The following is a 21838-nucleotide window of genomic DNA, read 5'->3' as shown; positions in this document are numbered from 1 at the left end:
GGCCAACCATTACCCGATCACGATGGTCACTGGGTGTGATCATGGTGGGGACCTCCCCTACTGTGCCTGGATAGCGGGCCGGACGCGGGGCGGGAGGTGCACGGGATGCTGGGGCTGCGCTGCCTGGACGGGTCCGCCCTCGCGGTGGTCCCGATCGCCTCGCTCGACCGCGGCGGCACCCCGTTCGAGGTCACGCTCGAACTGTGGCGCGACGGCGACTCGTTCGGGGCGGTGGGGGAGCGGTGCGGCTACTTCCTGGCCGGTCTCGCCGCCCGGGTCGCCGCCGCGCGGGCCGACGGGTCCCCGCAGGCGGCGCGCTGGCCCGACCCCGACGACCGCTTCCCCGACCCCGTCCCCGGCGACACCGCCCGCGAGCCCGAGCTGTTCGCGTTCCGGTACCGCGACCGCGGCGATGTGATCAGCACCGGCGAGCTGCGCTGCTCCCTGCGCACGTCCTCGATGTGGGTCGGCCGCCAGCAGTCCGCGGCGGGGCGGTGGCGGGTCGCGCGGCGCGCCGTGATCGAGGCGTGGGGCGCGAGCGGGCGCGGCGTCCGCGCCGTCCTCACGTCGGCCGAACTCGCGCGTTTTCTGGCCGACCTGCTCGCCGAGGCGGAGCGGGCCAGAGCAGGCCATCCACCCCGTCTGGCGCGCCACGCGCGTTAGTCTGGCGTCACGGGGACGGTGGGAGAAGTGTCGCCGTCGGGCCATAATTGAGCGACTTTCCGCCAGGGTCGGTCGCTCGAAGGGAAGCCCATATGGGGGTTCGGCGTACGGGAGAGCCGCGCACCAGGAGGCCGCGCGGCGCGCGGAGGGACGGCGTGCGCCGGCGCCCCTCCGAGGGCGGGCGGCTGATCTCCGCCCTCCGCCGGACCGGACCGTACGCGGCCGTCCGCGACGCCGTCTACCGGATGTACGAGCGGCGCGTCGAGGCCGAGCTGCCCACCGACGTCACCCCCCGGCATGTCGGCGTGATCCTGGACGGCAACCGGCGTTGGGCCAGGTCGATGGGGCTGGCCGACGTCAACTCCGGGCACCAGCGCGGCGCCCAGAAGATCTCCGAGCTGCTCCAGTGGAGCGCGGAGGCCGGGGTCGAGCACGTCACGCTGTGGCTGCTGTCGACCGACAACCTCAACCGGCCCGCGGAGCAGCTGGAACCGCTGCTGGCGATCATCGAGAACACCGTCCGCAAGCTCGCCGCCGACGGCTGGCACGTCAAGCCCGTCGGCGCCCTCGACCTGCTGCCCGACAAAACGGCCCGCGTCCTGAAAGATGCGGGGGAGGCCACATCGAGCGCACCCGGCCTGATTGTGAACGTCGCGGTTGGGTATGGAGGTAGACGTGAGATCGCTGATGCGGTGCGCTCACTGCTCATCGAGCAGGCGAGTCGTGGCACCAGCATCGAGGAACTCGCCGAGATCCTCGACGTGGAGCACATCGCGGAGCATCTCTACACGCGCGGCCAGCCGGACCCGGACCTGGTCATCCGCACCTCGGGCGAGCAGCGTCTCTCCGGCTTCATGCTCTGGCAGAGCGCCCACTCGGAGTTCTACTTCTGCGAAGTCCATTGGCCGGACTTCCGCAAGGTGGACTTCCTCCGGGCCATACGCTCCTACGCCGCGCGGCACCGGCGCTACGGTACCTGACCGTCCTCCTCGGACCACCGCCCCTGCGCGGGCGGACCTGCGCGCCACCGGCAGTTCCCCCATATCCAGGGAGATCGAGTGGCCACAACCTCCGCGCGCCGTCCCGGCACGTCCGGGAACCCGTCCGGGATTTCCGCCCCGGGTTTGTCCGGGGGGAGCGGGGGGTCGTCCCCCCGCAACGAACCGGAGACCTCCGAGGACCTCGGGGGCGCTGCCTCCGGCAGGGAACCGGACCGGCGCACGTACGTCCTGGACACCAGCGTCCTGCTCGCCGATCCGGGGGCGATGACCCGGTTCGCCGAGCACGAGGTCGTACTCCCCATCGTCGTCATCTCCGAACTGGAGGCCAAGCGGCACCATCCGGAGCTCGGCTACTTCGCCCGGCAGGCCCTGCGCACGCTGGACGACCTGCGGCTGCGGCACGGGCGGCTGGACGAGCCCGTCTCGATCGAGGGGGCGCTCGGCGACCAGGGCGGAACGCTCCGCGTCGAGCTGAACCACGCCGACCCGAGCGTCCTGCCGGACGGGTTCCGGCTCGGCGACAACGACACCCGCATCCTGTCGGTGGCCGCGTGGCTGGCCCGCGAAGGACGCGACGTCGTGCTGGTCTCCAAGGACCTGCCGATGCGGGTGAAGGCGTCCGCGGTGGGGCTCGCCGCCGAGGAGTACCGCGCGGAACTGGCCGTCGTGGAGTCCGGCTGGACCGGGATGCGCGAGCTGGAGGTGACCGCCGGGGCCGTCGAGGAGCTGTACGAGGCGGGGAGCGCCGACCTGGAGGAGGCGCGGGACCTGCCGTGCCACACGGGGCTGCGGCTGCTGTCCGAGCGCGGCTCGGCGCTCGGCCGCGTCCAGCCGGACAAGTCGGTGCGGCTGGTGCGCGGCGACCGCGAGGTGTTCGGGCTGCGCGGCCGGTCCGCGGAGCAGCGGATCGCGCTGGACCTGCTGATGGACGAGGAGGTCGGCATCGTCTCGCTCGGCGGGCGGGCCGGCACCGGCAAGTCGGCGCTCGCCCTGTGCGCGGGGCTGGAGGCCGTGCTGGAGCGGCGGCGGCACCGCAAGGTCGTGGTGTTCCGCCCCCTGTACGCGGTCGGCGGCCAGGAGCTCGGGTACCTGCCGGGCTCGGAGAACGAGAAGATGTCGCCGTGGGCGCAGGCGGTCTACGACACCCTCTCGGCGGTGACGACGCCGGAGGTCGTCGACGAGGTCGTGGACCGTGACATGTTGGAGGTCCTGCCGCTCACGCACATCCGCGGACGGTCGCTGCACGACGCGTTCGTGATCGTGGACGAGGCGCAGTCGCTGGAGCGCGGCGTGCTGCTCACCGTCCTGTCGCGGATCGGCGCCGGGTCGCGGGTCGTGCTGACCCACGACGTGGCGCAGCGCGACAACCTGCGCGTCGGCAGGCACGACGGCGTCGCGGCCGTGGTGGAGCGGCTGAAGGGCCACCCGCTCTTCGCGCACGTGACGCTGACCAGGTCGGAGCGCTCGCCGATCGCGGCGCTCGTGACGGACATGCTCGGCGACGTCGGGGTCTGACCCGGACGAGTGAGGACCCCGGCGGACCGTGACGGCCGCCGGGGTCCTCGCGTCTCAGAACGCCATGCATGATTCCTACCGAGGGTGATCATTAAACCCCGGAGGGTAGGAATGTGGCGAAGGTCACATTTGCTGCGCCGCGAGGAGAGAACCGCAGGTCCATCCGGGTTTTCGGCCCCCGTTCGGACGGGTTGACAACCGTCCCATCAGCCGCATTCGTCTCGTTTTGGTTGCGAAGCAGCCCTCGGCCTCGGGCATTGTGTCTCCCCGTAAGCACCCCCAGTGCGGTGCCGGCCCGGAGCGCGCCCCCTGATCGACGCGCGCGACGTGCGGGGCGCCGTCCCGGGTCCGAGGCCGCCGGACCACCGGCGGCACGCCGGACCGGGGTGGAAACAGTTCGTGCGCGTGTCCATGCGCGTACGACCGTCGGAAGGACCGCCTTGTTCGGAGACCGTCCCGGGTCCCCTAGGCGAGACGATCGACAGAGCTCCGACCCCCGGCAGCCGACCGCCGCGGCCCCCGTCCCGGCGCAGACGCCCGACCCCTCCGTGGAGGGGCCCGAGGCGCCGCACGAGGACGACGTGCGCGTCGCCGGCACCGACCCCCGCGCGGGCGTCCCCGCGGGGGACACGCTCGGACTCCAGCCCCTCCAGGAGCCGCTGCGCACCGGCGTCTCCACCGCCGGCCCCGGCGACCAGATCTCCTCCGGGCCGGGCGGGCCCCGCCGGGCCGGTCGCAAGGGCGGCTCCGGCGGTCGCAGGGAAGGCTCCGGCGGGCGCAACGGCGTGCGGATCGCGGTGGTCGCCGCGGGCGCCGCCGTCCTGCTCGGCGGCGGCGCGGTCGCCGCGTTCGCGCTGACCGGCGGTTCCGGCGACGAGGGCACGCAGACCGTCAAGCCCACCAAGCAGCTCGCCGACGCCGCCGCGCCGCCGCAGATCGACCCGAAGGTGCTGGAGCAGCAGCGCAAGAAGCTGGCGCTCGACCGGGCCTCCCGCGCGACGCGCCAGGACGGCGGCAAGAAGGCCCCCTCGCTGCTTCCCAAGGGCAAGCCGATCCCGACCAAGACGCCGGAGAAGAAGCCCACCGGCGGCACCGGCGGCGGCCCGACGGGCGACCCGGTCCCGGCCGGCGAGGCGCAGGCGATCGCCAAGCGGCTGCTGCCGAGCTACGGGTTCGGCGGCAGCGGCCAGTTCGGCTGCCTGGTCAACCTGTGGAACAAGGAGAGCCACTGGAACGCCCACGCGGCCAACCCCTCCTCGGGCGCGTACGGCATTCCGCAGGCCCTGCCCGGCTCCAAGATGGCCAGCGCCGGGCCCGACTGGCAGAACAACGCCACCACCCAGATCAAGTGGGGGCTCGGCTACATCAAGAACCGCTACGGCACGCCGTGCGGCGCGTGGTCGCACTCGCAGTCCGTCGGCTGGTACTGACCCGGCCCGGCGCGTCCCGGACGCCCTGCGGGGCGTCTGGGACGCGCGACGGGCGCCGCCCGCCTCAGCGGCGGGCCGCGCCGGTCATCCGCAGCACGTCGAGCGCCTCGTCCAGCTGCTCCACGGTCAGCCTTCCCTCCTCGACGTAGCCGCGCTCCAGCACGACCTCGCGGATCGTCCGGCGCTCCCGGAGCGCCTGCTTGGCGACCTTCGCCGCCTCCTCGTACCCGATGTAGCGGTTCAGCGGCGTCACGATCGACGGTGAGGACTCCGCGTACTCGCGCATCCGCTCCTCGTCGGCCTCGACGCCGTCCACGCAGCGGTCGGCCAGCAGCCGGGACGCGTTCGCCAGCAAGGTGATCGACTCCAGCACGTTGCGCGCCATCATCGGCAGCATCACGTTCAGCTCGAAGCTGCCGGACGCGCCGCCGAACGCGACCGCCGCGTCGTTGCCGATGACCTGCGCGGCGACCTGCGCGACCGCCTCGGGGATCACCGGGTTCACCTTCCCGGGCATGATCGACGAGCCCGGCTGCAGGTCGGGCAGCCGGATCTCGGCGAGCCCGGCGCGCGGCCCCGACCCCATCCAGCGCAGATCGTTGGCGATCTTGTTGAGGCTCACCGCGACCGTGCGCAGCGCGCCGCTGGCCTCCACCAGGCCGTCCCGCGCGCCCTGCGCCTCGAAGTGGTCGCGGGCCTCGGTGAGCGGCAGCCCGGTGGCCCGCGCGATCTCGGCGATGACGCGGGCGGCGAAGCCCTCCGGAGTGTTGATGCCGGTGCCGACCGCCGTCCCGCCGAGCGGGAGCTCCGCCAGCCGCGGCAGGACGGCCTCCAGCCGCTCCGCGCCGTGCCCGGCCTGCGCGGCGTATCCGCCGAACTCCTGCCCGAGCGTCACCGGCGTCGCGTCCATCAGGTGGGTGCGGCCGGACTTGACGACGGTCGCGAACTCCTCGGCCTTGCGGGCGAGCGCGGCCTCCAGATGCCGCAGCGCGGGGATCAGCTCGTTCACGACGGCCCCGGTCGCCGCGATGTGGATGGACGAGGGGAACACGTCGTTGGACGACTGGGAGGCGTTCACGTGGTCGTTGGGATGGACGGGGGCGCCGAGCCGCTCCTGCGCCAGCGTCGCCACGACCTCGTTGGCGTTCATGTTGGACGACGTCCCCGACCCGGTCTGGAACACGTCGATCGGGAACTGGTCGTCCCACCGCCCGCCGGCGACCTCGCGGGCGGCCTCGGCGATGGCGCCGGCGACGTCCTTGTCGAGGACCCCCAGCTCGGCGTTGACGACCGCCGCGGCGGCCTTGATCTGGCCGAGCGCGGCGATGTGCGAGGCCTCCAGCGTCCGTCCCGAGATCGGGAAGTTCTCCACCGCGCGCTGCGTCTGGGCCCGCCACCTGGCCGCGGCCGGCACCCGGACCTCGCCCATCGAGTCGTGCTCGATCCGGAACCCCTGCTCGCCCATGGAACGCCTCCCACTCGACTTCGGCGGCCGCCGTCGTCCATGGCAGCCCGGTCGGTGGGTCACGCATTCCCGCGTGAGGCGCGGATCACTCCTTGTTCAGCGTGTAGTTCTGCCGCTCGCCCGGCTTGCCCGCCGGCTTCTGCCGCCCGTTCACCCAGACGTCGCAGGCGGACGCGTCGTAGACGACCGCGTTGATGCGCGGCTGGTCGTACTGGCGCGCCTCGCCCATGTGCAGCGTCTCGTCGCTCAGCACGGTCATCGCGGCCCCCGGCACCGACACGAAGATCTTGCAGGAGTCGCTGCGGGCCCGGACGACCAGCGTGCTGGTCGCGGCGCCGGGCGGTGCGCCGGCCTGGGCGGTGCCCGCCGGGGTGGACGCGGCGGCGGTGGGGGAGGGGCCGGGGCTCTCGCGCATCATGCCGACGATGAGGGCGGTGGCGCCGATCCCGCAGGAGGCGACGGTCGCGCCGATGAGGCCGATCACGACCATCAGCCGGTAGCGGGGGGTCGGGGCGCGGCGCCCCGAGCGCGGGCCCGCCAGGGCCCGTTCGAGCCGGTCGACCGCGCGGGCGTGGCTGAGCCGCCGGGTCGGGTTCTTCTCCAGCAGCCCGGTGATGACGGGCGCGAGCGCACCGGCGTTCTGCGGGGCGGGGGGCGACTCGTTGGCCAGCGCCGACAGCGTCGCCATGACGTTCTCGCGCTCGAACGGCGGGCGGCCCTCCAGCGCCGCGTACAGCGTCGCGCCGAGCGACCACAGGTCCGACCGCGGGGTCGCCGTCTCCCCGGCGGCGACCTCGGGCGCCACGTACGCGGGCGACCCCATGAAGTGGCCCGTCTTGGTGAGGCTCGCCGAACCCGAGGAGAACGCGAGCCCGAAGTCGGTGAGGACGACGCGGTCGCCGTCCAGCAGCACGTTGCTCGGCTTCAGGTCGCGGTGCACGATCCCGGCCTTGTGCGCGGTGTTGAGGGCGTCCAGCAGGGCGCGGCCGATGTGCGCGACGCGCTCGGGCGGCAGCGGGCCCGACCGCTCGATGAGCTGTTCGAGGCTGGGCGCCTCGATCATCTCCATCACGATCCAGGGCCGGCCCTGCTCGATGACCACGTCGTAGACCTCGACGATGGAGTGCGTGCGCAGCTGCGCGGGTGCGCGCGCCTCCCGGAGGGTGCGGCGGTAGAAGACCACCCGGTCGTCCTCGGCGAGGTTGTCGGGGAGCCGCAGTTCCTTGATCGCGACAGCGCGGTCGAGGAGCTCGTCGTGGCCTCTCCACACGGTGCCGTTGGCGCCCTGACCTATCTCCGAGACCAGCCGGTAGCGCGTCGCTAGCACGAGGCGCTCTGACTGTGACATGGCGGAAAAGATACCGGAGTGGCCAGCCGGTCATCGGGGAGACTTCATCACCAACGCGAATTTTGGCCCAATACTGTGACCTACCGACAAGAAACCGTGGGGGACCTCCACCCGGCGGTCCCCGCGGGGAGCCGCCGGAGGTGCGGAAAGTCAGCGCCTGCCGATGCTGAGGACGGGTCCGGTGGTGTCGGCGAAGAAGTCCTCGCCCTTGTCGTCCACCACGACGAACGCCGGGAAGTCCTCGACCTCGATCTTCCAGACGGCCTCCATGCCGAGCTCCGGGTACTCCAGGACCTCGACCTTCTTGATGCAGTCCTGCGCGAGCCGCGCCGCCGGGCCGCCGATCGAGCCGAGGTAGAAGCCGCCGTGCTCCCTGCAGGCGTCGGTGACCTGCTTGGACCGGTTGCCCTTGGCCAGCATGACGAGGGAGCCGCCCGCGGCCTGGAACTGCTCGACGTAGGAGTCCATCCGGCCGGCCGTGGTCGGGCCGAACGAGCCCGACGCGTAGCCCTCTGGCGTCTTGGCCGGGCCCGCGTAGTAGACGGCGTGGTCGCGCAGGTACCCCGGCATCGGCTCGCCCGCGTCCAGCCGCTCCTTGATCTTGGCGTGCGCGATGTCGCGCGCCACGACGAGCGGGCCCGTCAGCGACAGCCGCGTCCTGACCGGGTACCGGGTCAGCTCGGCGCGGATCTCGGCCATCGGGCGGTTCAGGTCGATCGCGACGACGTCGTCGTCCAGGTGCTCGTCGGTGGTGTCGGGCAGGTACCGGGCGGGATCGGTCTCCAGCCGCTCCAGGAACACGCCCTCCGCGGTGATCTTGGCGAGGGCCTGCCGGTCGGCGCTGCACGACACCGCGATCGCGACCGGGCAGGACGCGCCGTGCCGCGGCAGCCGGACCACCCGCACGTCGTGGCAGAAGTACTTGCCGCCGAACTGCGCCCCGATCCCGAGCCGCTGCGTCAGTTCGAACACCTGGAGCTCCAGCTCCAGGTCGCGGAACCCGTGCCCGAGCGGTGAGCCCTCGGCGGGCATCGCGTCCAGGTAGTGGGCGGAGGCGTACTTGGCGGTCTTCAGCGCGTACTCGGCGGACGTGCCCCCCACGACGATCGCCAGGTGGTACGGCGGGCACGCGGCCGTGCCGAGCGAGCGGATCTTCTCCTCCAGGAAGGACATCATCCGCTTGGGGTTCAGGACGGCCTTGGTCTCCTGGAAGAGGAAGGACTTGTTGGCGCTGCCGCCGCCCTTGGCCATGAACAGGAACTTGTAGGCGTCGCCGGGCGTCGCGTACAGCTCGATCTGCGCGGGCAGGTTGGAACCGGTGTTCTTCTCGTCCCACATCGTCACCGGCGCCATCTGCGAGTAGCGCAGGTTCAGCTTCGTGTAGGCGTCGTACACCCCGTGCGAGATGTGCCTCTCGTCGTCGCCGTCCGTCAGGACGTGCTGGCCGCGCTTGCCCATGACGATCGCGGTGCCGGTGTCCTGGCACATCGGCAGGACGCCGCCGGACGCGATGCCCGCGTTCTTCAGCAGGTCCAGCGCGACGAACCGGTCGTTCGGGGAGGCCTCGGGGTCGTCCAGGATCCGGCGGAGCTGCGCCAGGTGCGCCGGACGCAGCAGGTGGGCGATGTCGCGCATGGCGGTCTCGGTGAGCAGCCGCAGAGCCTCCGGCTCGACCTGCAGGAACGTCCGGCCGTTCGCCTCGAACGTCGAGACCCCGTCGGAGGTCAGGAGCCGGTAGTCGGTCTCGTCCGGGCCGAGCGGAAGCAGGTCGGTGTAGGAGAACTCAGGCATCTCAGGCAGATCCTCGCGCGATTCCGATGGGGGCCGCCTCACAGATTACGGGCTCGGCGGGCGCGGGCTCACGGGGGGCGACCCGGGCGCGCAGGCCCACCACGACGCCCGCGGCGACCAGGGCGGCGCCCGCCAGATCGGCCGGCTGCGGCCGGTCGAGGCCGAGCGCGACGGTGGTGACCACCGCGCTGATCGGGATCAGGCCCGCGCACAGCCCGGCGCGGTCGGCCCCGAGCCGCCCGATGGCGTCGTACCAGAGCAGGAACGCGATCGTGGTGACGACGATCGACAGGTAGGCGAAGCCGGCCAGCTCGCCGGGCGTCGGGACGCGCAGCAGCGCCGTCCCGTCCGCGACGAGGCCGACCGCCAGCAGCATCGGGACGGCCAGCGCGGAGGAGTAGGCGGAGACCCGCAGCGGCCCGAGGCGCGGCAGCAGCGGCACGGCCAGCAGCGAGAAGCCCACCTCCCCGGCGAGGGCGCCGAGCGAGAGCAGCAGCCCGCGGGCGCCGCCGCCGCCGAGGCCGTTCGCGAGCGCCGCCCCCGCCGCCACCACGCAGGCCGCCGCGATGATCGCCGGGGCCGGGCGGCGGCCGTCCATCAGCGGCCCGACCACCGCCAGCACGATCGGCACCGTCGCGATCACCGTGCCGATGGTGGCCGGGCTCGTGTCCCGGGTGGCCAGCACGATGCAGACGTTGAACGCGACCAGCCCCGTCGCCGCCAGCGCCGCCAGCAGCAGCCAGTCCCGCACGGAGGGCCGGCGGGCGGGCCCGCCGGCGAGGCGGGCCACGGCCAGCAGGACCAGCGCGGCGACGGCGTACCGGGCCGCCTGGCCGCCGAAGACGGGGTAGCCGGAGATGGTCGCCGAGACGGCGGTCAAGGTGCCGACGAGGGACATCGCGGCCCCGGCGCCCGCCATGCCGCGCTTGTGGGAGGTGTTCATGGAACGAACGCTAGGGCGCGGTTGGACCACCGGACAGAGCCAATCAATGCGTCTGAACGTGGACCAATAGCCTGGCCGTGACGTCCACCCCGCCCCCTGACGCTGAGAGTCATGTGACCGACCTTCATCTTTCCCTCGACCGGTCCGCCGGGCGGCTGGCCGCGCAGATCGCCGCGGGCTTCCGCGCGGCGGTGCGCACCGGCCGGCTGACCGCCGGGACCCGGCTGCCGTCGAGCCGCGATCTGGCCCGTGACCTGGACGTCTCGCGCGGTGTCGTCGTCACCGCCTACGAGCAGCTCACCGCCGAGGGCTTCCTGATCGCGCGGCGCGGCGACGGCACCCGCATCGCGCCGCTGGCCCGCCCCGACGAGGAGGCCGCGGCGCCGCCCCGTCCACCCGCCCGGCAGGCCGAGCCCCAGGCGGAACCGGCGGTCCGGTACGACCTGTCCCCGGGGCAGCCCGACCTCTCGGCGTTCCCCCGCGAGCGCTGGATCGCCGCCGCCCGCGCCGCGCTGCGCACCCTGCCGCACGACGCGCTCGCCTACCCCGACCCGGCCGGCGTCGCGGACCTGCGCGCCGAGCTCGCGTCCTACCTCGGCCGGGTGCGCGCCGCGCACGCCGACCCCGGCCGGATCGTGATCATGAACGGGGTGGCGCAGGGCCTGTCGGGCCTGCTCGGCCAGCTGCGCGCCGACGGCCACACCGCGCTCGCCGTCGAGGACCCCACCAGCGTCCGGCAGCTGCCGATGCTGGCCGCCGCCGGAGTCCGCCTCGTCCGCGTCCCCGTGGACGAGGAGGGCGTGGACGTCGCGGCGCTCGCCCGCACCCAGGCGCGCGCCGTGCTCGTCACGCCCGCGCACCAGTACCCGACCGGCGTCGTGCTGTCCCCGGCGCGCCGTGCCGAACTGATCGCCTGGGCGCGCGACGTGGACGGCGTGATCCTGGAGGACGACTACGACGCCGAGTTCCGCTACGACCGCGACCCCGTCGGCTGCCTCCAGGGCATCGACCCCGACCGGGTCGTCCTCCTCGGCTCGGTCAGCAAGTCGCTCGCCCCTGCCCTGCGCCTGGGCTGGGCCGTCGCGCCTCCGTTCCTCGCCGAGGGCCTGCGGGAGCACCGCACCAACACCGACCTCGGCGCGCCCGTCCTGGAGCAGTACGCGCTGACCGAGTTCCTGCGCGGCGGGGGCTACGACCGGCATCTGCGCACCATGCGGAGGCGGTACCGGGCCCGGCGGGACGCCCTCGCCGGCGCGCTCGCCGAGAACCTGCCCGGCGCCAGGGTTCGCGGCGTCTCAGCGGGCATCCACCTCTACGTGGAGCTGCCGGGCGGATGCGACGAGGACGAGATCGTCGAGCGGGCCGCGCGAGCCGGGGTGTCGGTCGCGGGCGCCCGCGCCATGTGGTCGCCGCGCCGCGCCGAGGAGGCGCCCCCCGCGCTCGTCCTCGGCTACGCGAGCCTCCCGGAGCCCCGCCTGGTCAAAGCCGCGCAACTGCTGGGTCAAGCGGTTGCTCACGGTGCTGGAGGGTAAGAACCGCTTCCCCGGTGTAGGAGGTATGCATGAGTCTGGAAGAGGCCGCGCGGCAGTTGAAGATGGCCGCCCACGACGCGCAGGTGGCCTTCGACTGTGTCGGTCTGGGCGACCTCGAACGGGCACAGGAGCACGCCGTGACGCTCCGGGCCGCAGCCGACGCCGCCGAAGTGGCGCTCAGCCAAGCCCTGAAGGACATGTCTCCCGAGGAGGCCCAGACAGAAGGCGAACGCGCCGTGACGGCCCTAGCCGAAGACGCGTGATTCCCCAGGGGGGTCGACCTCCTGGGCGGACACAGCGGGTTCCAAGGGTTCGCCCCCCTGGGATGACACGGCGAAGCCCTTTGCGGTGGCGAAGATGACCAGGATCAGGAGCGACGGGACGATGAAGGCGATGCGGAGGCCGTGGTCGGCGCTGAGCGGGGCGATGGCCCCGACCACGGCGGCGCCGAGGACGAAGCCGACGTAGTTGAAGATGTTGACGCGGGCGACGGCGACGCCGAGACCGGTCGGGTCGACGCGCCCGGCGGCGGAGAAGGACACCGGGGCGATCACGCTCAGGCCGAGCCCGGCCACTGCGAACGCCGCGATGGCCAGGGCCGCGTTGGGGGCGGCGACCACGCCGATCATGCCGATGATGCCGACCAGGCCGCCGATCCGCACCACCTTGACGGCGCCCGAGCGGCGGACGGCGAGGTCGGCGACGGCGCGGCTGACGACCATGGTGATCTGGTAGGCGACGTAGCCGAGCGGGGCGACCCAGTCGCTCGCCGACAGCTCGTCGTCCAGGTACTTGGCGCCGTAGCTGGAGATCGCCGAGTCGGCCAGGTAGGCGACGGCCATCGCGGCTCCCACGACCAGGATCGGACGCCACGGGACGCTGCGCCCGGCCGCCTTCAGCTCCTCGGGGGTGGGCCCGTCGCCCTCTTCCGCGCGGCGGTAGAGGCGGCCGCCGGTGGAGAGCGAGGCGGCGACGCCGACGGCGGCGGCGATGGCGAAGCCGGTGAACAGCGACAGGTCCAGCTTGTTGGTGAGCGACGCCCACAGGCCGCCGAGGATCCCCGCGATGCTCCACACCGCGTAGAACCCGGTGATCAGGCTGATCCCGTAGCGGCGCTCGACGGCGATCGCTTGGGCGTTCATCGACGCGTCCACCGCCCCGACGAACAGGCCGAAGGCGGCGACGGTGAGGTAGAGGGCGAGGTCGTTGTCGCCGGTGAGGCCGATCAGGGCGATCGTGACGGCGACGGCGGGCTGGGAGACGCGCAGCACCGGGCCGCTGCCGAGCCGCTGGAACAGCGCGCCGGAAGCGACGCTCCCCACGCCCGCGACCAGCGGCACCATGAGCAGCACCAGCGACAGGGTGGCGTCGCTGAGGTGGTGCGACTCCTGCATCTTCGGTACCTGGGTCACCAAGGAGGCGAAGCAGAGCCCCTGGACGGCGAACGCCGTGTACGCGGCGAACCGGGCCCGGCGGTCCCGGGCGGTGGTGCCCTCGCTCATGCGCCCCGACCTCTCTGGCTGCATAACGTGAAGAAGATTCGCGTCAGCGTAGGGACAGGGTACGCCCCAGGTCAATGGGCGGGGAGCGTCACCCGATGAGGCGTTTGCGCATGCCCCGGACGGCGATGATCCACATCAGCGCGGCGAACACCACCAGCGCGCCGAGGTGCCCGAGGTCGGCGAGCGGGCTCAGGCCGAACACCGCGTCCCTGACCAGCTGCACGCAGTGGTACAGCGGGTTGAGGTAGGAGACCTTCTGCGCCCAGCCGGGCAGCGCCTCGACGGGGAAGAACGTCCCGGCGATCAGGAACAGCGGCGTCACCACGCCGGTGATCACGTAGTCGAACGAGTTGATCGACGGCACCACCGACGACGTCCACATGCCGAACAGCCCGAAGCCGAGCGCGGTGAAGAACGTCACGAACGGCACCAGCAGCATCCCGGGGGACGGGTCGAGTCCGAAGAACAGCGCCACGATGATCGGGGTGCACGAGTACACCGCCGACTTGGCCGCGATCCACAGCGCCTCGGCCGTCACCAGTTCGTGCACGTCCACGGGCGCGGCGAGCATCGCGTCGTAGGTGTGCTGGAACACGCGCCTGATGTAGCCGTTGAACATCCCCGGGAAGACCGAGGTGAACAGCGCCGCCGTCCCGACGACGCCGGTCGCGACGAAGTCCAGGTACCGGTAGTCGCCGATCACCGCGACCATCGAGCCGAACCCGTAGCCGAAGGCGAGCAGGAAGAACGTCGGCTCCACCATCGAGGCGAACGACTGCGACTTCCAGTACCGCTTGTAGAGGGCCAGCTCGTGCCGCCAGATGCCGCGGACCGGGGCCGTCTCGAACCGGCGCAGGCGCGGCGCCCGCTCGGGCCGGGCCGCTTCCGCCTGGGCGGTCATTCCACACGCTCCCCGGTCAGCACCACGAACACGTCCTCAAGGCTGGAGGCGCGGCGGACGCCGTCCGGGCCGAGCTCGTCCTCCAGGGAGGGCGCGATGGTCTCGGCCTTCAGCACCGACACCGACGGCCCGGTGCGGCGGGTCGGCAGCCCGGCCGACCGCGCGACCCGCTCCACCTCCGTCAGCCGGTCCGGCGGCCCGTAGTGCTCGACGACCCGCTCGCCCGCGTACTCGGCGACCAGCGCCGACGGCGTGCCCCGCGCGATGACCCTGCCGTGCGACATCAGCGCGCACTCGTCGGCGAGGCGCTCGGCCTCCTCGATGTAGTGCGTCGACATCAGCACGGTCGTGCCGCCGGCGCGCAGCCCGTCGATCAGCCCCCACAGCTCGGCCCGCACCTGCGGGTCGAGGCCCACGGTCGGCTCGTCCAGCAGGACGAGCGCGGGCCGGTGCACCAGCCCCCGGGCGATCAGCAGCCGGCGCCGCATGCCGCCGGACAGGCCGTCCACCCTGGTCAGCTGCCGCCCGGTGAGATGCGCGATCGCCAGCGCGTCGTCCACCGCCTTGCGCCGCCCCTTGCGCGGAACCCGGTACAGGTGCGCGAACACCTCCAGGTTCTCGCGCGCGGTCAGCTCCTCGTCGAGGTTGTCCTGCTGGGGGACGACCCCCATCGCCGCCCGCGCGCGCTTGGACTCCCGGGGCACGTCGAAGCCGAGGACCCGGATCGTGCCCTCGTCGGCGATCGCCTGCGCGGTCAGCATCTTCATCGTCGTCGACTTGCCGGCGCCGTTCGGGCCCAGCAGCCCCAGGCAGATTCCGGTGGGGACGTCCAGGTCGAGCCCGTCCACGGCGGTGAAGCCGCCGAACCGCTTCACGACGCCGCGGAGGCTGATCGCCGCCGCGCCGGTGCCCTCGCGGGCAGCCGCGATCTGGGCACGGTGCAAGGTCATACCTCTCACACTAGGTAAGGGAGGGACGAATCCCCACCCGTTTTCCCGCGGGTCCGTCCCCGCCGGGGGATACGCTCTTCCTTGTGGACGTCCCCCATCGCCCGGCGACCGAAAAGGTCACCAACGTGCGCGACCTGCGCGCGTCCGACGCCGACCGGGAACGCGTCGCCGCCGTCCTGGGCGAGGCCCTCGCGGACGGGCGGCTGACCATGGAGGAGCACTCCGAGCGCACCTCCCGCGTCTTCGCCGCCCGCACCCTGGGCGAGCTGACCGGGCTGACCGGCGACCTCAGCCCCGAGGAGGCGCAGCCCATCCTCGTGGACGACCGCCCGGTCTCGGTCTTCTTCGGCCGCACCCGGCGGGACGGGCGCTGGGTCGTCCCGGTCAAGCTCCCGCTCCTGGCCCTGTTCGGGACGGTCGAGCTTGACCTGCGCGAGGCCGTCCTGCAGCGCCGCCACATCGTGGTCGACTCGCTGGTCCTCGGCGGCCGCATCCGGCTCCTGGTCCCCGAGGGCGTCCGCGTGGACGTCACCGGGCGCACCATCCTCAGCACCCGCGACCTGCGGGCCCGTCCCGCGGCCGAGGGCCCGACCATCGAGGTGGGCGGCACGCTGATCTTCGGTTCGGTGCGGGCGCGCGCTCCGAAGCTCACGCTGCGCAGCCGCGTCCGCAACCGCCTCAACCGCGGCCGGTAGGCGCCCGGCCCTTACACCGCCGTGTCGAAGTTGATCGCGCTGTAGGCGCGCAGCTTGCTCAGCTGGTGCTCGCTGGAGATCGTCCGGATGGTGCCGCTGCGCGACCGCATGACCAGCGAGTGCGTGACCGCCGTGCCCTTGCTGTAGCGGACGCCGTCGACCAGCTCCCCGTCGGTGATTCCCGTCGCGGCGAAGAACACGTCGTCGGAGGTCACCAGGTCGTCGGTGGTGAGCACCCGGCCCAGCTCGTGGCCCGCGTCGGTGGCCTTCTGCCGCTCCTCGTCGTCCTGCGGCCACAGCCGGCCCTGGATCACCCCGCCGAGCGCCTTGATCGCGCATGCGGCGATGATGCCCTCCGGGGTGCCGCCGATGCCGAGCAGCAGGTCCACGCCGGTGCCCGGCCGCGACGCCATGATCGCGCCGGCCACGTCGCCGTCCAGGATGAACTTGATCCGCGCCCCGGCCTCCCGGACCTCCTTGACGATGCCCTCGTGCCGCGGCCGGTCGAGGATGCAGACCGTCACGTCGTGCGGCGAGGACCCCTTGGCGCGGGCGATCGCGCGGATGTTGTCGGCGATCGGGCGCTCGATGTCGACGGCGTCCGCCGCCTCCGGGCCGGTCACCAGCTTCTCCATGTAGAACACCGCCGACGGGTCGAACATCGACCCGCGCGGCGCCACCGACAGCACCGCGATGGCGTTGTTCATGCCGAGCGCGGTCAGCCGGGTGCCGTCCACCGGGTCCACGGCGACGTCGCACTCGGCGCCGGAGCCGTCCCCGACCTCCTCGCCGTTGAACAGCATCGGCGCGTTGTCCTTCTCGCCCTCGCCGATCACGACGACGCCCCGCATGGACACGGTGTTGATCAGCTGGCGCATCGCGTTGACGGCGGCCCCGTCGGCGCCGTTCTTGTCCCCCCGGCCGACCCAGCGGGCCGCGGCCATGGCGGCGGCCTCGGTCACCCGGACCAGCTCCATCGCGAGGTTGCGGTCCGGCGCCGACGGCTCGGTGGCGAGGGGGGAGGAAACGGTGGTCTCATCGGACATGGCGGGGCAGCCCCTTCGGTCGGTGGTGCCTCGGATTCTCCGTGGACCGGATGGCAGGCCACAAATTGGACCAGACCAGCCGGGCCGCGGGCCGTCCGGGCACGGGTCGAACAGGTGTCCTGGCGCGGGTGAAACGAGCCGGCGCGGGTGAAACGAGTACAGGATGCGGAGCCGTGAAACCACCGCGGCACGGACAAGGGATCGTTTCCCCCTGGGAGAGGGCGTAATCTCAGGCGTCATGAGCAGCGACATCGACGTCCCGTCCGGCGGGGTGACTCGGAACGGGGGCGCGCGGCCCGCCGACGGCCCCGCGCGGACCTCCGACCGCGGGGCCGCCACCCGCGGCGCCCTGCTGGCCGCGGCCAGGGACGTCTTCTGCGAGTCCGGCTTCGCCCAGGCCGCGGTGACCGACATCGTCGCCAAGGCCGGCGCCAGCGTGGGCAGCCTCTACCACCACTTCAACGGCAAGGCGGACCTGTACCTGACGCTGTTCGAGGACTTCCAGGGACGCCAGCAGGAGCGCACCCGCGAGGCGATCAACGCCGTCCGGGAGGCCGGCGAGAAGGATCCCATGCGGCAGTTCATCGCCGGCGCGGGCGCCTACCTCAACGGCTGCCTCGACGAGCGGGACGTCGCCCGGCTGTTCATCTCCGGCGACGGGCCCCCCGGGTTCGACCGGGTCATGCGCCAGCGGCTGAACAAGTGGGCCAGCCGCAACGCCGCCCTGTTCCACACCGCCGACGGCGGCGTCGACGAGGCCCTGGTCACGGTGCTGACGGGCGCGATGGCGGGCGCGGTGTCGGAGATCTCGCTGCTGGACGACGAGGACGCCGCCCGCAGGCTCGCCGACAGGACCATGGCCATCGTCGGCACGATCCGCAACCCCGGTACGGAGCAGCGCCAGGGGTAGGGGATCCTGGAGGGGTGACCGACAAGACCCCATCCTCCGCCCCGGACGCCGAGGCCGTCCAGACCGAGGCGGACGCGCCCGCGGACCGCCCCGAGACGGATGCTCCGCAGGCACGCCCCGAGCCGGCCGCGCCCGCGGGACGGCCCGTGGTCGAGGTGAGCCCCGGCGTGTACAAGCGGCTGACCACGGGGCTCGGCGGCTTCACCATGGCGATGGGCGCCTGCCTGCTGATCGTGCTGGCGATCTACGTCGTCACGCCGCGCAGCAACGAGGAGGTCCTGCCGACCGTCGACTACGGCTCGCAGCTGTGGGTGATGCGCAACGACGCGCCCTTCACCGTCCACGCGCCCGAGGGGCTGCCCGCCACCTGGCGTCCCAACAGCTCGCGGGTGCACGGGCTGGACGCCGACGGCAAGGACCCCGTCGCCTGGCATCTGGGGTTCGTGACGCCCAGCGACGAGTACGCGGCGCTGGAGCAGAGCAACGAGAAGGCGTCGCAGTACGTCCCGCGCATGGCCAACAGCAGCCGGCCGGTGGGGACGCAGCAGGTGAACGGCGTCGCCTGGACCAAGTACCACCGCAAGGACAAGAAGGCGAACTCCCTCGCCCGGACGCTTCCGGACGGGGCCAGTATCGTCGTCACCGGCACCGCGTCCTACACGGAGCTGGCCGTCCTGGCCGGGTCGCTCAAGGAGCAGGCGAAGACCGGGGGGCCGACGCCTCCGGTGACGGTCACACCGGCCTCCTGAGCCTCAGAACGGGGCGGCGGCGTCGCCGTCGCCCGGCCGTTCCAGGGCCGCGGCCAGCCGGGCGCGGGCGCCCTCCAGCCACTCCTCGCAGACGGCGGCGAGCCTCTCGCCCCGCTCCCACAGGCCGAGCGACTCCTCCAGCGTCAGGCCGCCCGCCTCCAGCCGCTTGACCACCTCGGCCAGCTCGTCCCGCGCCTGCTCGTACGACGGCTTCTCGGCCGTCCCCTTCTCGTCCGCCACCGGCCCACCCTCTCATCCCCGGGGGGACCTCCCGTCCCCCAGGTCGGCAACTCGCGGTTCGGTCGGCGACCCGCGGTTCATTCCCGCTCGGTCACGCTCACACCGAGCCGCCCGTCGGCGAGCCGCACGTGCAGGCGCTCGCCGTCCTTGACCGACGCCGCCTCCCGCACCACCGACGCGTCCTCCCGCTGGACGATCGCGTACCCGCGCTCCAGCGTCGCGGCGGGGGAGAGGGCGAGCAGCCGGGCGCGGGTGTGCCCGAGCTCGTCCCCGGCCCGGTCCAGCGCCGCCGACAGGCACCGGCGCGTCCGGTCGCGCAGCGCCGCGACCTGCTCGGACTGCCGCTCGATCTCCCGCACCGGGTCGGCCAGCGCGGGTCGCGAGCGCACCGACCGCAGCCACGCCAGCTCCCGCTCCACCGCGCCGGACAGGCACCGCCGCCCGCGGTCGCGCAACTGCCGGACGAGCTGGAGCTGCTCCCGCACGTCCGGCACGGCCTTCTTCGCGGCGTCGGTCGGGGTGGAGGCCCGGACGTCGGCGACCAGGTCCAGGAGCGGGCTGTCCTGCTCGTGGCCGATCGCGCTGACGACCGGCGTGCGGGCGGCGTGGACCGCGCGGACGAGGGCCTCGTCGGAGAACGGCAGCAGGTCCTCCATCGCGCCGCCGCCGCGCGCGATGATGATCACATCGATCTCGGGATCGGCGTCCAGCGCGCGCAGCGCCTCCATCACCTCGCCGACCGCGTACGAACCCTGCACCGCGGTGTTCTCCACCCGGAACGCCACCGCCGGCCACCGCCGCCGCGCGTTCTGCAGGACGTCGTGCTCGGCGTCGGAGTCGCGCCCGCAGATCAGCCCGATCCGGCCGGGCAGGAAGGGCAGCGGGCGCTTGCGCTCGGGCCGGAACAGCCCCTCGGACGCCAGCACCCGCTTGAGCCGCTCCAGCCGGGCCAGCAGCTCGCCGACGCCGACCGGCCTGATCTCCAGCACGCTGAGCGAGAACGTCCCGCGGTTGATCCAGAAGTCGGGCTTGGCGTGCACGACGACGCGGGCCCCGTCGGTGACCGCCGGCCCGGCGGCCTCGAACACCGCGCGCGGGCCGACGACCCGCACCGACATGTTCGCCACCGGGTCGCGGAGCGTCATGTAGACCGTGCCGCCGCGGGCGTTGAGGTCGGTGATCTGACCCTCCACCCAGATGCGGCCGAGCCTGCCGATCCACCCGCTCACCGCCTGCAGCACGGTGCGCACCGGAACCGGGGATTCGGCAGTGGTCTCCATCGCCATGCAGGCAGCCTACGGCGCGGGCCGGGCCGCCGGTCCGCACGCCGCCCGCACCGGCAGAATCCGTGTGACCGAAGAGACATGCGTCGGGCCACCAAACATTAGCCAAGCTAACTTAGACTGGCTAAGTAATTCCGAGGAGACACCGTGACCGCATCCGAACGCGAGCTCGCCGAGCAGCTCAACCGGCGCCTGCGCCACGTGGTGCTGATGCTCCGGCAGGTCAGCGCCGACCAGCCGATCACCAGCCAGCAGCTGTCCGTGCTCGGCTCCCTGGAGCACGGGCCGCGGCGGATGACCGAGCTGGCCGCCGAGCACGGCGTCCGGCTGCCGACCATGACGGCGCAGATCAACCGGCTCGAACGCGACGGGCTCGTCGCGCGCGGCCGGAGCGGCGCCGACGCCCGCGTCGTCACCGCCCGGCTCACCGGGCCGGGACGCGACCGGCTGGCCGCCGGGCGCGAGCGCCGGATCGGCTTCCTCGCCGAGCGGTTCGCGGAGCTGACGGACGGGGAGCGCGCGGCGGTCGCCGCGGCGCTGCCCGCCCTCGACAAGCTCTTCGGCGCACCCTGAACCAGCACACGGAGGTACTCATGCACGCGAAGCCCTCGGCGACCCCGAAGGGCGGCGGCATCCTCAGGCAGCCGACGTCGGTGTGGGCGACCGCCTTCGCCGCGGTCGTCGCCTTCATGGGCATCGGCCTCGTCGACCCGATCCTGCCCGCGATCGCGGCCAATCTGGACGCCTCGCCGAGCCAGGTGTCCCTGCTGTTCACCAGCTACTTCCTGATCACCGCGGTGGCGATGCTGGTCACCGGCTGGGTGTCCAGCCGGATCGGCGGACGCAGGACGCTGCTGATCGGCCTGGCGATCGTGGTGGCGTTCGCCGCCCTCGCCGGGACGTCCGGGACCGTCGGGCAGCTCGTCGGCTTCCGCGCCGGCTGGGGCCTCGGCAACGCCCTCTTCGTCGCCACCGCGCTCGCCGTCATCGTGGGTGCGGCCTCTGGCGGAGCCGGAGGCGACCCGGAGGGTGCGGGGGACCGGCCCCCCGCGAAGGGGAAGCGCGGCGCGGAGTCGGCGATCATCCTCTACGAGGCGGCGCTCGGCATCGGCATCTCACTCGGCCCGCTCGCCGGCGCCCTGCTCGGCGACATGAACTGGCGGTTCCCCTTCTTCGGCACCGCCGCGCTCATGGCGGTCGGCTTCCTGCTGATCGCCACGCTGCTCAAGCCCACCCCGAAGCCCGCCGAGAAGACCCGGCTGAGCGCGCCCATCCGGGCCTTGGCGCACGGCGGCCTGTCCACCACCGCGTTCACCGCGCTGTTCTACAACTACGCGTTCTTCACCATCCTGGCCTTCACCCCGTTCGTCCTCGGCATGAGCGCGCACGGCATCGGCCTGGTGTTCTTCGGCTGGGGCGTGATGGTCGCGCTGGCGTCGGTGTTCGGCGCCCCCGTGCTGCAGCGGCGCATCGGGACCGTCCGGGTCATGTACCTGGCGCTGGGGCTGCTGATCGTGTTCCAGCTCGGGCTCGCGTTCCTCGGGCACGGCGGGATCATCGCCTGCACCGTCCTGTCCGGCATCCCGATCGGGCTGAACAACACCGCGTTCACCGAGGCCGCCATGGAGGTCTCCGACAGCCCGCGGCCCGTCGCGTCCGCCGGGTACAACTTCGTCCGGTGGATGGGCGGCGCCCTCGCCCCGTACATCGCGACGAGGCTCGCGGAGGAGGTCGACGCGAACCTGCCGTACGTGGTCGGCGCGGCCTGCTGCGCCGTCGCGATCGGCATCCTCGCGGTGCGCCGCCGCCACCTGGAGCCGCTGGAGCGGGTCGACATCGACCACACCTTCCAGGACGCCCCAGCGGCGGCCTGA

The 21838-nt window shown here is 73.0% G+C and carries 21 protein-coding genes; 11 read left to right on the top strand and 10 right to left on the bottom strand.

What is annotated here, in order from left to right; genetic code table 11:
- Nucleotides 1–105 precede the first annotated feature (105 nt).
- From AB0H37_RS36890 to AB0H37_RS36875, 4 genes are all read left to right on the top strand, one after another.
- Nucleotides 106–663 carry a hypothetical protein gene (locus tag AB0H37_RS36890; RefSeq protein WP_360617271.1) on the top strand — a complete coding sequence of 186 codons (558 nt, stop codon included), beginning with the start codon at nucleotides 106–108 and terminating at the stop codon, nucleotides 661–663.
- Between the two features lie 155 nt (nucleotides 664–818).
- Nucleotides 819–1643: an isoprenyl transferase gene (locus AB0H37_RS36885; RefSeq protein ID WP_329094847.1), complete on the top strand. Its 825-nt coding sequence runs from the start codon at nucleotides 819–821 to the stop codon at nucleotides 1641–1643.
- Nucleotides 1644–1892: 249 nt separating this feature from the next.
- Nucleotides 1893–3179: a PhoH family protein gene (locus AB0H37_RS36880; protein WP_179838409.1), complete on the top strand. Its 1287-nt coding sequence runs from the start codon at nucleotides 1893–1895 to the stop codon at nucleotides 3177–3179.
- A gap of 548 nt (nucleotides 3180–3727) precedes the next feature.
- On the top strand, nucleotides 3728–4609 hold the full coding sequence (locus AB0H37_RS36875; protein WP_329094844.1) for a lytic transglycosylase domain-containing protein: 882 nt from the start codon (nucleotides 3728–3730) through the stop codon (nucleotides 4607–4609).
- A gap of 64 nt (nucleotides 4610–4673) precedes the next feature.
- Here AB0H37_RS36875 and AB0H37_RS36870 read toward each other — a convergent pair whose 3' ends face one another.
- The 4 genes from AB0H37_RS36870 to AB0H37_RS36855 all read right to left on the bottom strand — a co-directional run bounded on the left by AB0H37_RS36870 (nucleotide 4674) and on the right by AB0H37_RS36855 (nucleotide 10156).
- On the bottom strand, nucleotides 4674–6074 hold the full coding sequence (locus tag AB0H37_RS36870) for a class II fumarate hydratase (RefSeq protein ID WP_329094842.1): 1401 nt from the start codon (nucleotides 6072–6074) through the stop codon (nucleotides 4674–4676).
- A gap of 85 nt (nucleotides 6075–6159) precedes the next feature.
- Nucleotides 6160–7422 carry a serine/threonine-protein kinase gene (locus AB0H37_RS36865; protein ID WP_179832737.1) on the bottom strand — a complete coding sequence of 421 codons (1263 nt, stop codon included), beginning with the start codon at nucleotides 7420–7422 and terminating at the stop codon, nucleotides 6160–6162.
- 150 nt (nucleotides 7423–7572) lie between these two features.
- Nucleotides 7573–9213 (bottom strand): fumarate hydratase, encoded by a 1641-nt coding sequence (locus tag AB0H37_RS36860; protein ID WP_360617270.1) that lies wholly within the window; start codon nucleotides 9211–9213, stop codon nucleotides 7573–7575.
- Nucleotide 9214: 1 nt separating this feature from the next.
- The gene (locus AB0H37_RS36855) at nucleotides 9215–10156 is read right to left on the bottom strand and encodes a DMT family transporter (RefSeq protein ID WP_360617269.1); all 942 of its coding nucleotides are present in this window, start codon (nucleotides 10154–10156) and stop codon (nucleotides 9215–9217) included.
- Between the two features lie 113 nt (nucleotides 10157–10269).
- Between AB0H37_RS36855 and AB0H37_RS36850 the strand changes: the two genes are divergently transcribed.
- Nucleotides 10270–11688: a PLP-dependent aminotransferase family protein gene (locus AB0H37_RS36850; RefSeq protein ID WP_360617267.1), complete on the top strand. Its 1419-nt coding sequence runs from the start codon at nucleotides 10270–10272 to the stop codon at nucleotides 11686–11688.
- 29 nt (nucleotides 11689–11717) lie between these two features.
- Entirely contained in the window at nucleotides 11718–11951 is a 234-nt protein-coding gene (locus AB0H37_RS36845; RefSeq protein WP_179832741.1) for a hypothetical protein, read from the top strand.
- Here AB0H37_RS36845 and AB0H37_RS36840 read toward each other — a convergent pair.
- The 3 genes from AB0H37_RS36840 to AB0H37_RS36830 form a co-directional block, all read right to left on the bottom strand.
- Nucleotides 11934–13190: an MFS transporter gene (locus AB0H37_RS36840; protein ID WP_360617265.1), complete on the bottom strand. Its 1257-nt coding sequence runs from the start codon at nucleotides 13188–13190 to the stop codon at nucleotides 11934–11936. The two genes, AB0H37_RS36845 and AB0H37_RS36840, sit on opposite strands and share 18 nt — an antisense overlap.
- An 88-nt stretch (nucleotides 13191–13278) precedes the next feature.
- Complete coding sequence (locus AB0H37_RS36835; RefSeq protein ID WP_329094834.1) at nucleotides 13279–14091, bottom strand: ABC transporter permease; 813 nt, start codon at nucleotides 14089–14091, stop codon at nucleotides 13279–13281.
- Nucleotides 14088–15041: an ABC transporter ATP-binding protein gene (locus AB0H37_RS36830; RefSeq protein WP_179832744.1), complete on the bottom strand. Its 954-nt coding sequence runs from the start codon at nucleotides 15039–15041 to the stop codon at nucleotides 14088–14090. Before AB0H37_RS36830 ends, AB0H37_RS36835 begins: the two co-directional genes overlap by 4 nt.
- Nucleotides 15042–15124: 83 nt before the next feature.
- Between AB0H37_RS36830 and AB0H37_RS36825 the strand changes: the two genes are divergently transcribed.
- Nucleotides 15125–15736 (top strand): DUF1707 domain-containing protein, encoded by a 612-nt coding sequence (locus AB0H37_RS36825; protein WP_329094831.1) that lies wholly within the window; start codon nucleotides 15125–15127, stop codon nucleotides 15734–15736.
- An 11-nt stretch (nucleotides 15737–15747) separates the two neighbouring features.
- Here AB0H37_RS36825 and glpX read toward each other — a convergent pair whose 3' ends face one another.
- Entirely contained in the window at nucleotides 15748–16782 is a 1035-nt protein-coding gene (glpX, locus tag AB0H37_RS36820) for a class II fructose-bisphosphatase (RefSeq protein WP_329094829.1), read from the bottom strand.
- Nucleotides 16783–17020: 238 nt separating this feature from the next.
- Between glpX and AB0H37_RS36815 the strand changes: the two genes are divergently transcribed.
- Both AB0H37_RS36815 and AB0H37_RS36810 read left to right on the top strand, forming a co-directional pair.
- Entirely contained in the window at nucleotides 17021–17692 is a 672-nt protein-coding gene (locus tag AB0H37_RS36815) for a TetR/AcrR family transcriptional regulator (protein WP_179832747.1), read from the top strand.
- 14 nt (nucleotides 17693–17706) lie between these two features.
- The gene (locus AB0H37_RS36810) at nucleotides 17707–18441 is read left to right on the top strand and encodes a DUF4245 domain-containing protein (RefSeq protein WP_329094827.1); all 735 of its coding nucleotides are present in this window, start codon (nucleotides 17707–17709) and stop codon (nucleotides 18439–18441) included.
- Between the two features lie 3 nt (nucleotides 18442–18444).
- Here AB0H37_RS36810 and AB0H37_RS36805 read toward each other — a convergent pair whose 3' ends face one another.
- Nucleotides 18445–18681 (bottom strand): exodeoxyribonuclease VII small subunit, encoded by a 237-nt coding sequence (locus tag AB0H37_RS36805; protein ID WP_329094825.1) that lies wholly within the window; start codon nucleotides 18679–18681, stop codon nucleotides 18445–18447.
- A gap of 77 nt (nucleotides 18682–18758) precedes the next feature.
- The gene (gene xseA / locus AB0H37_RS36800; protein WP_329094823.1) at nucleotides 18759–19967 is read right to left on the bottom strand and encodes an exodeoxyribonuclease VII large subunit; all 1209 of its coding nucleotides are present in this window, start codon (nucleotides 19965–19967) and stop codon (nucleotides 18759–18761) included.
- Nucleotides 19968–20111: 144 nt separating this feature from the next.
- Here xseA and AB0H37_RS36795 point away from each other — a divergent pair, with 144 nt between their 5' ends.
- Together AB0H37_RS36795 and AB0H37_RS36790 are read left to right on the top strand one after the other, a co-directional pair.
- Nucleotides 20112–20537, top strand: coding sequence for a MarR family transcriptional regulator (locus AB0H37_RS36795; protein ID WP_308427249.1), 426 nt, complete (start codon nucleotides 20112–20114; stop codon nucleotides 20535–20537).
- 20 nt (nucleotides 20538–20557) lie between these two features.
- A complete protein-coding gene (locus tag AB0H37_RS36790; RefSeq protein ID WP_329094818.1) occupies nucleotides 20558–21838 on the top strand; it encodes an MFS transporter in 1281 nt (426 codons plus the stop codon).

Origin of the sequence: Actinomadura sp. NPDC023710, assembly GCF_040639875.1 — a bacterium.
In the GTDB taxonomy this organism is placed as follows: Bacteria; Actinomycetota; Actinomycetes; order Streptosporangiales; family Streptosporangiaceae; genus Spirillospora; species Spirillospora citrea.
Note: the sequence above shows the minus strand (reverse complement) of the source record. Positions and strands in the feature narration are given on the sequence as shown.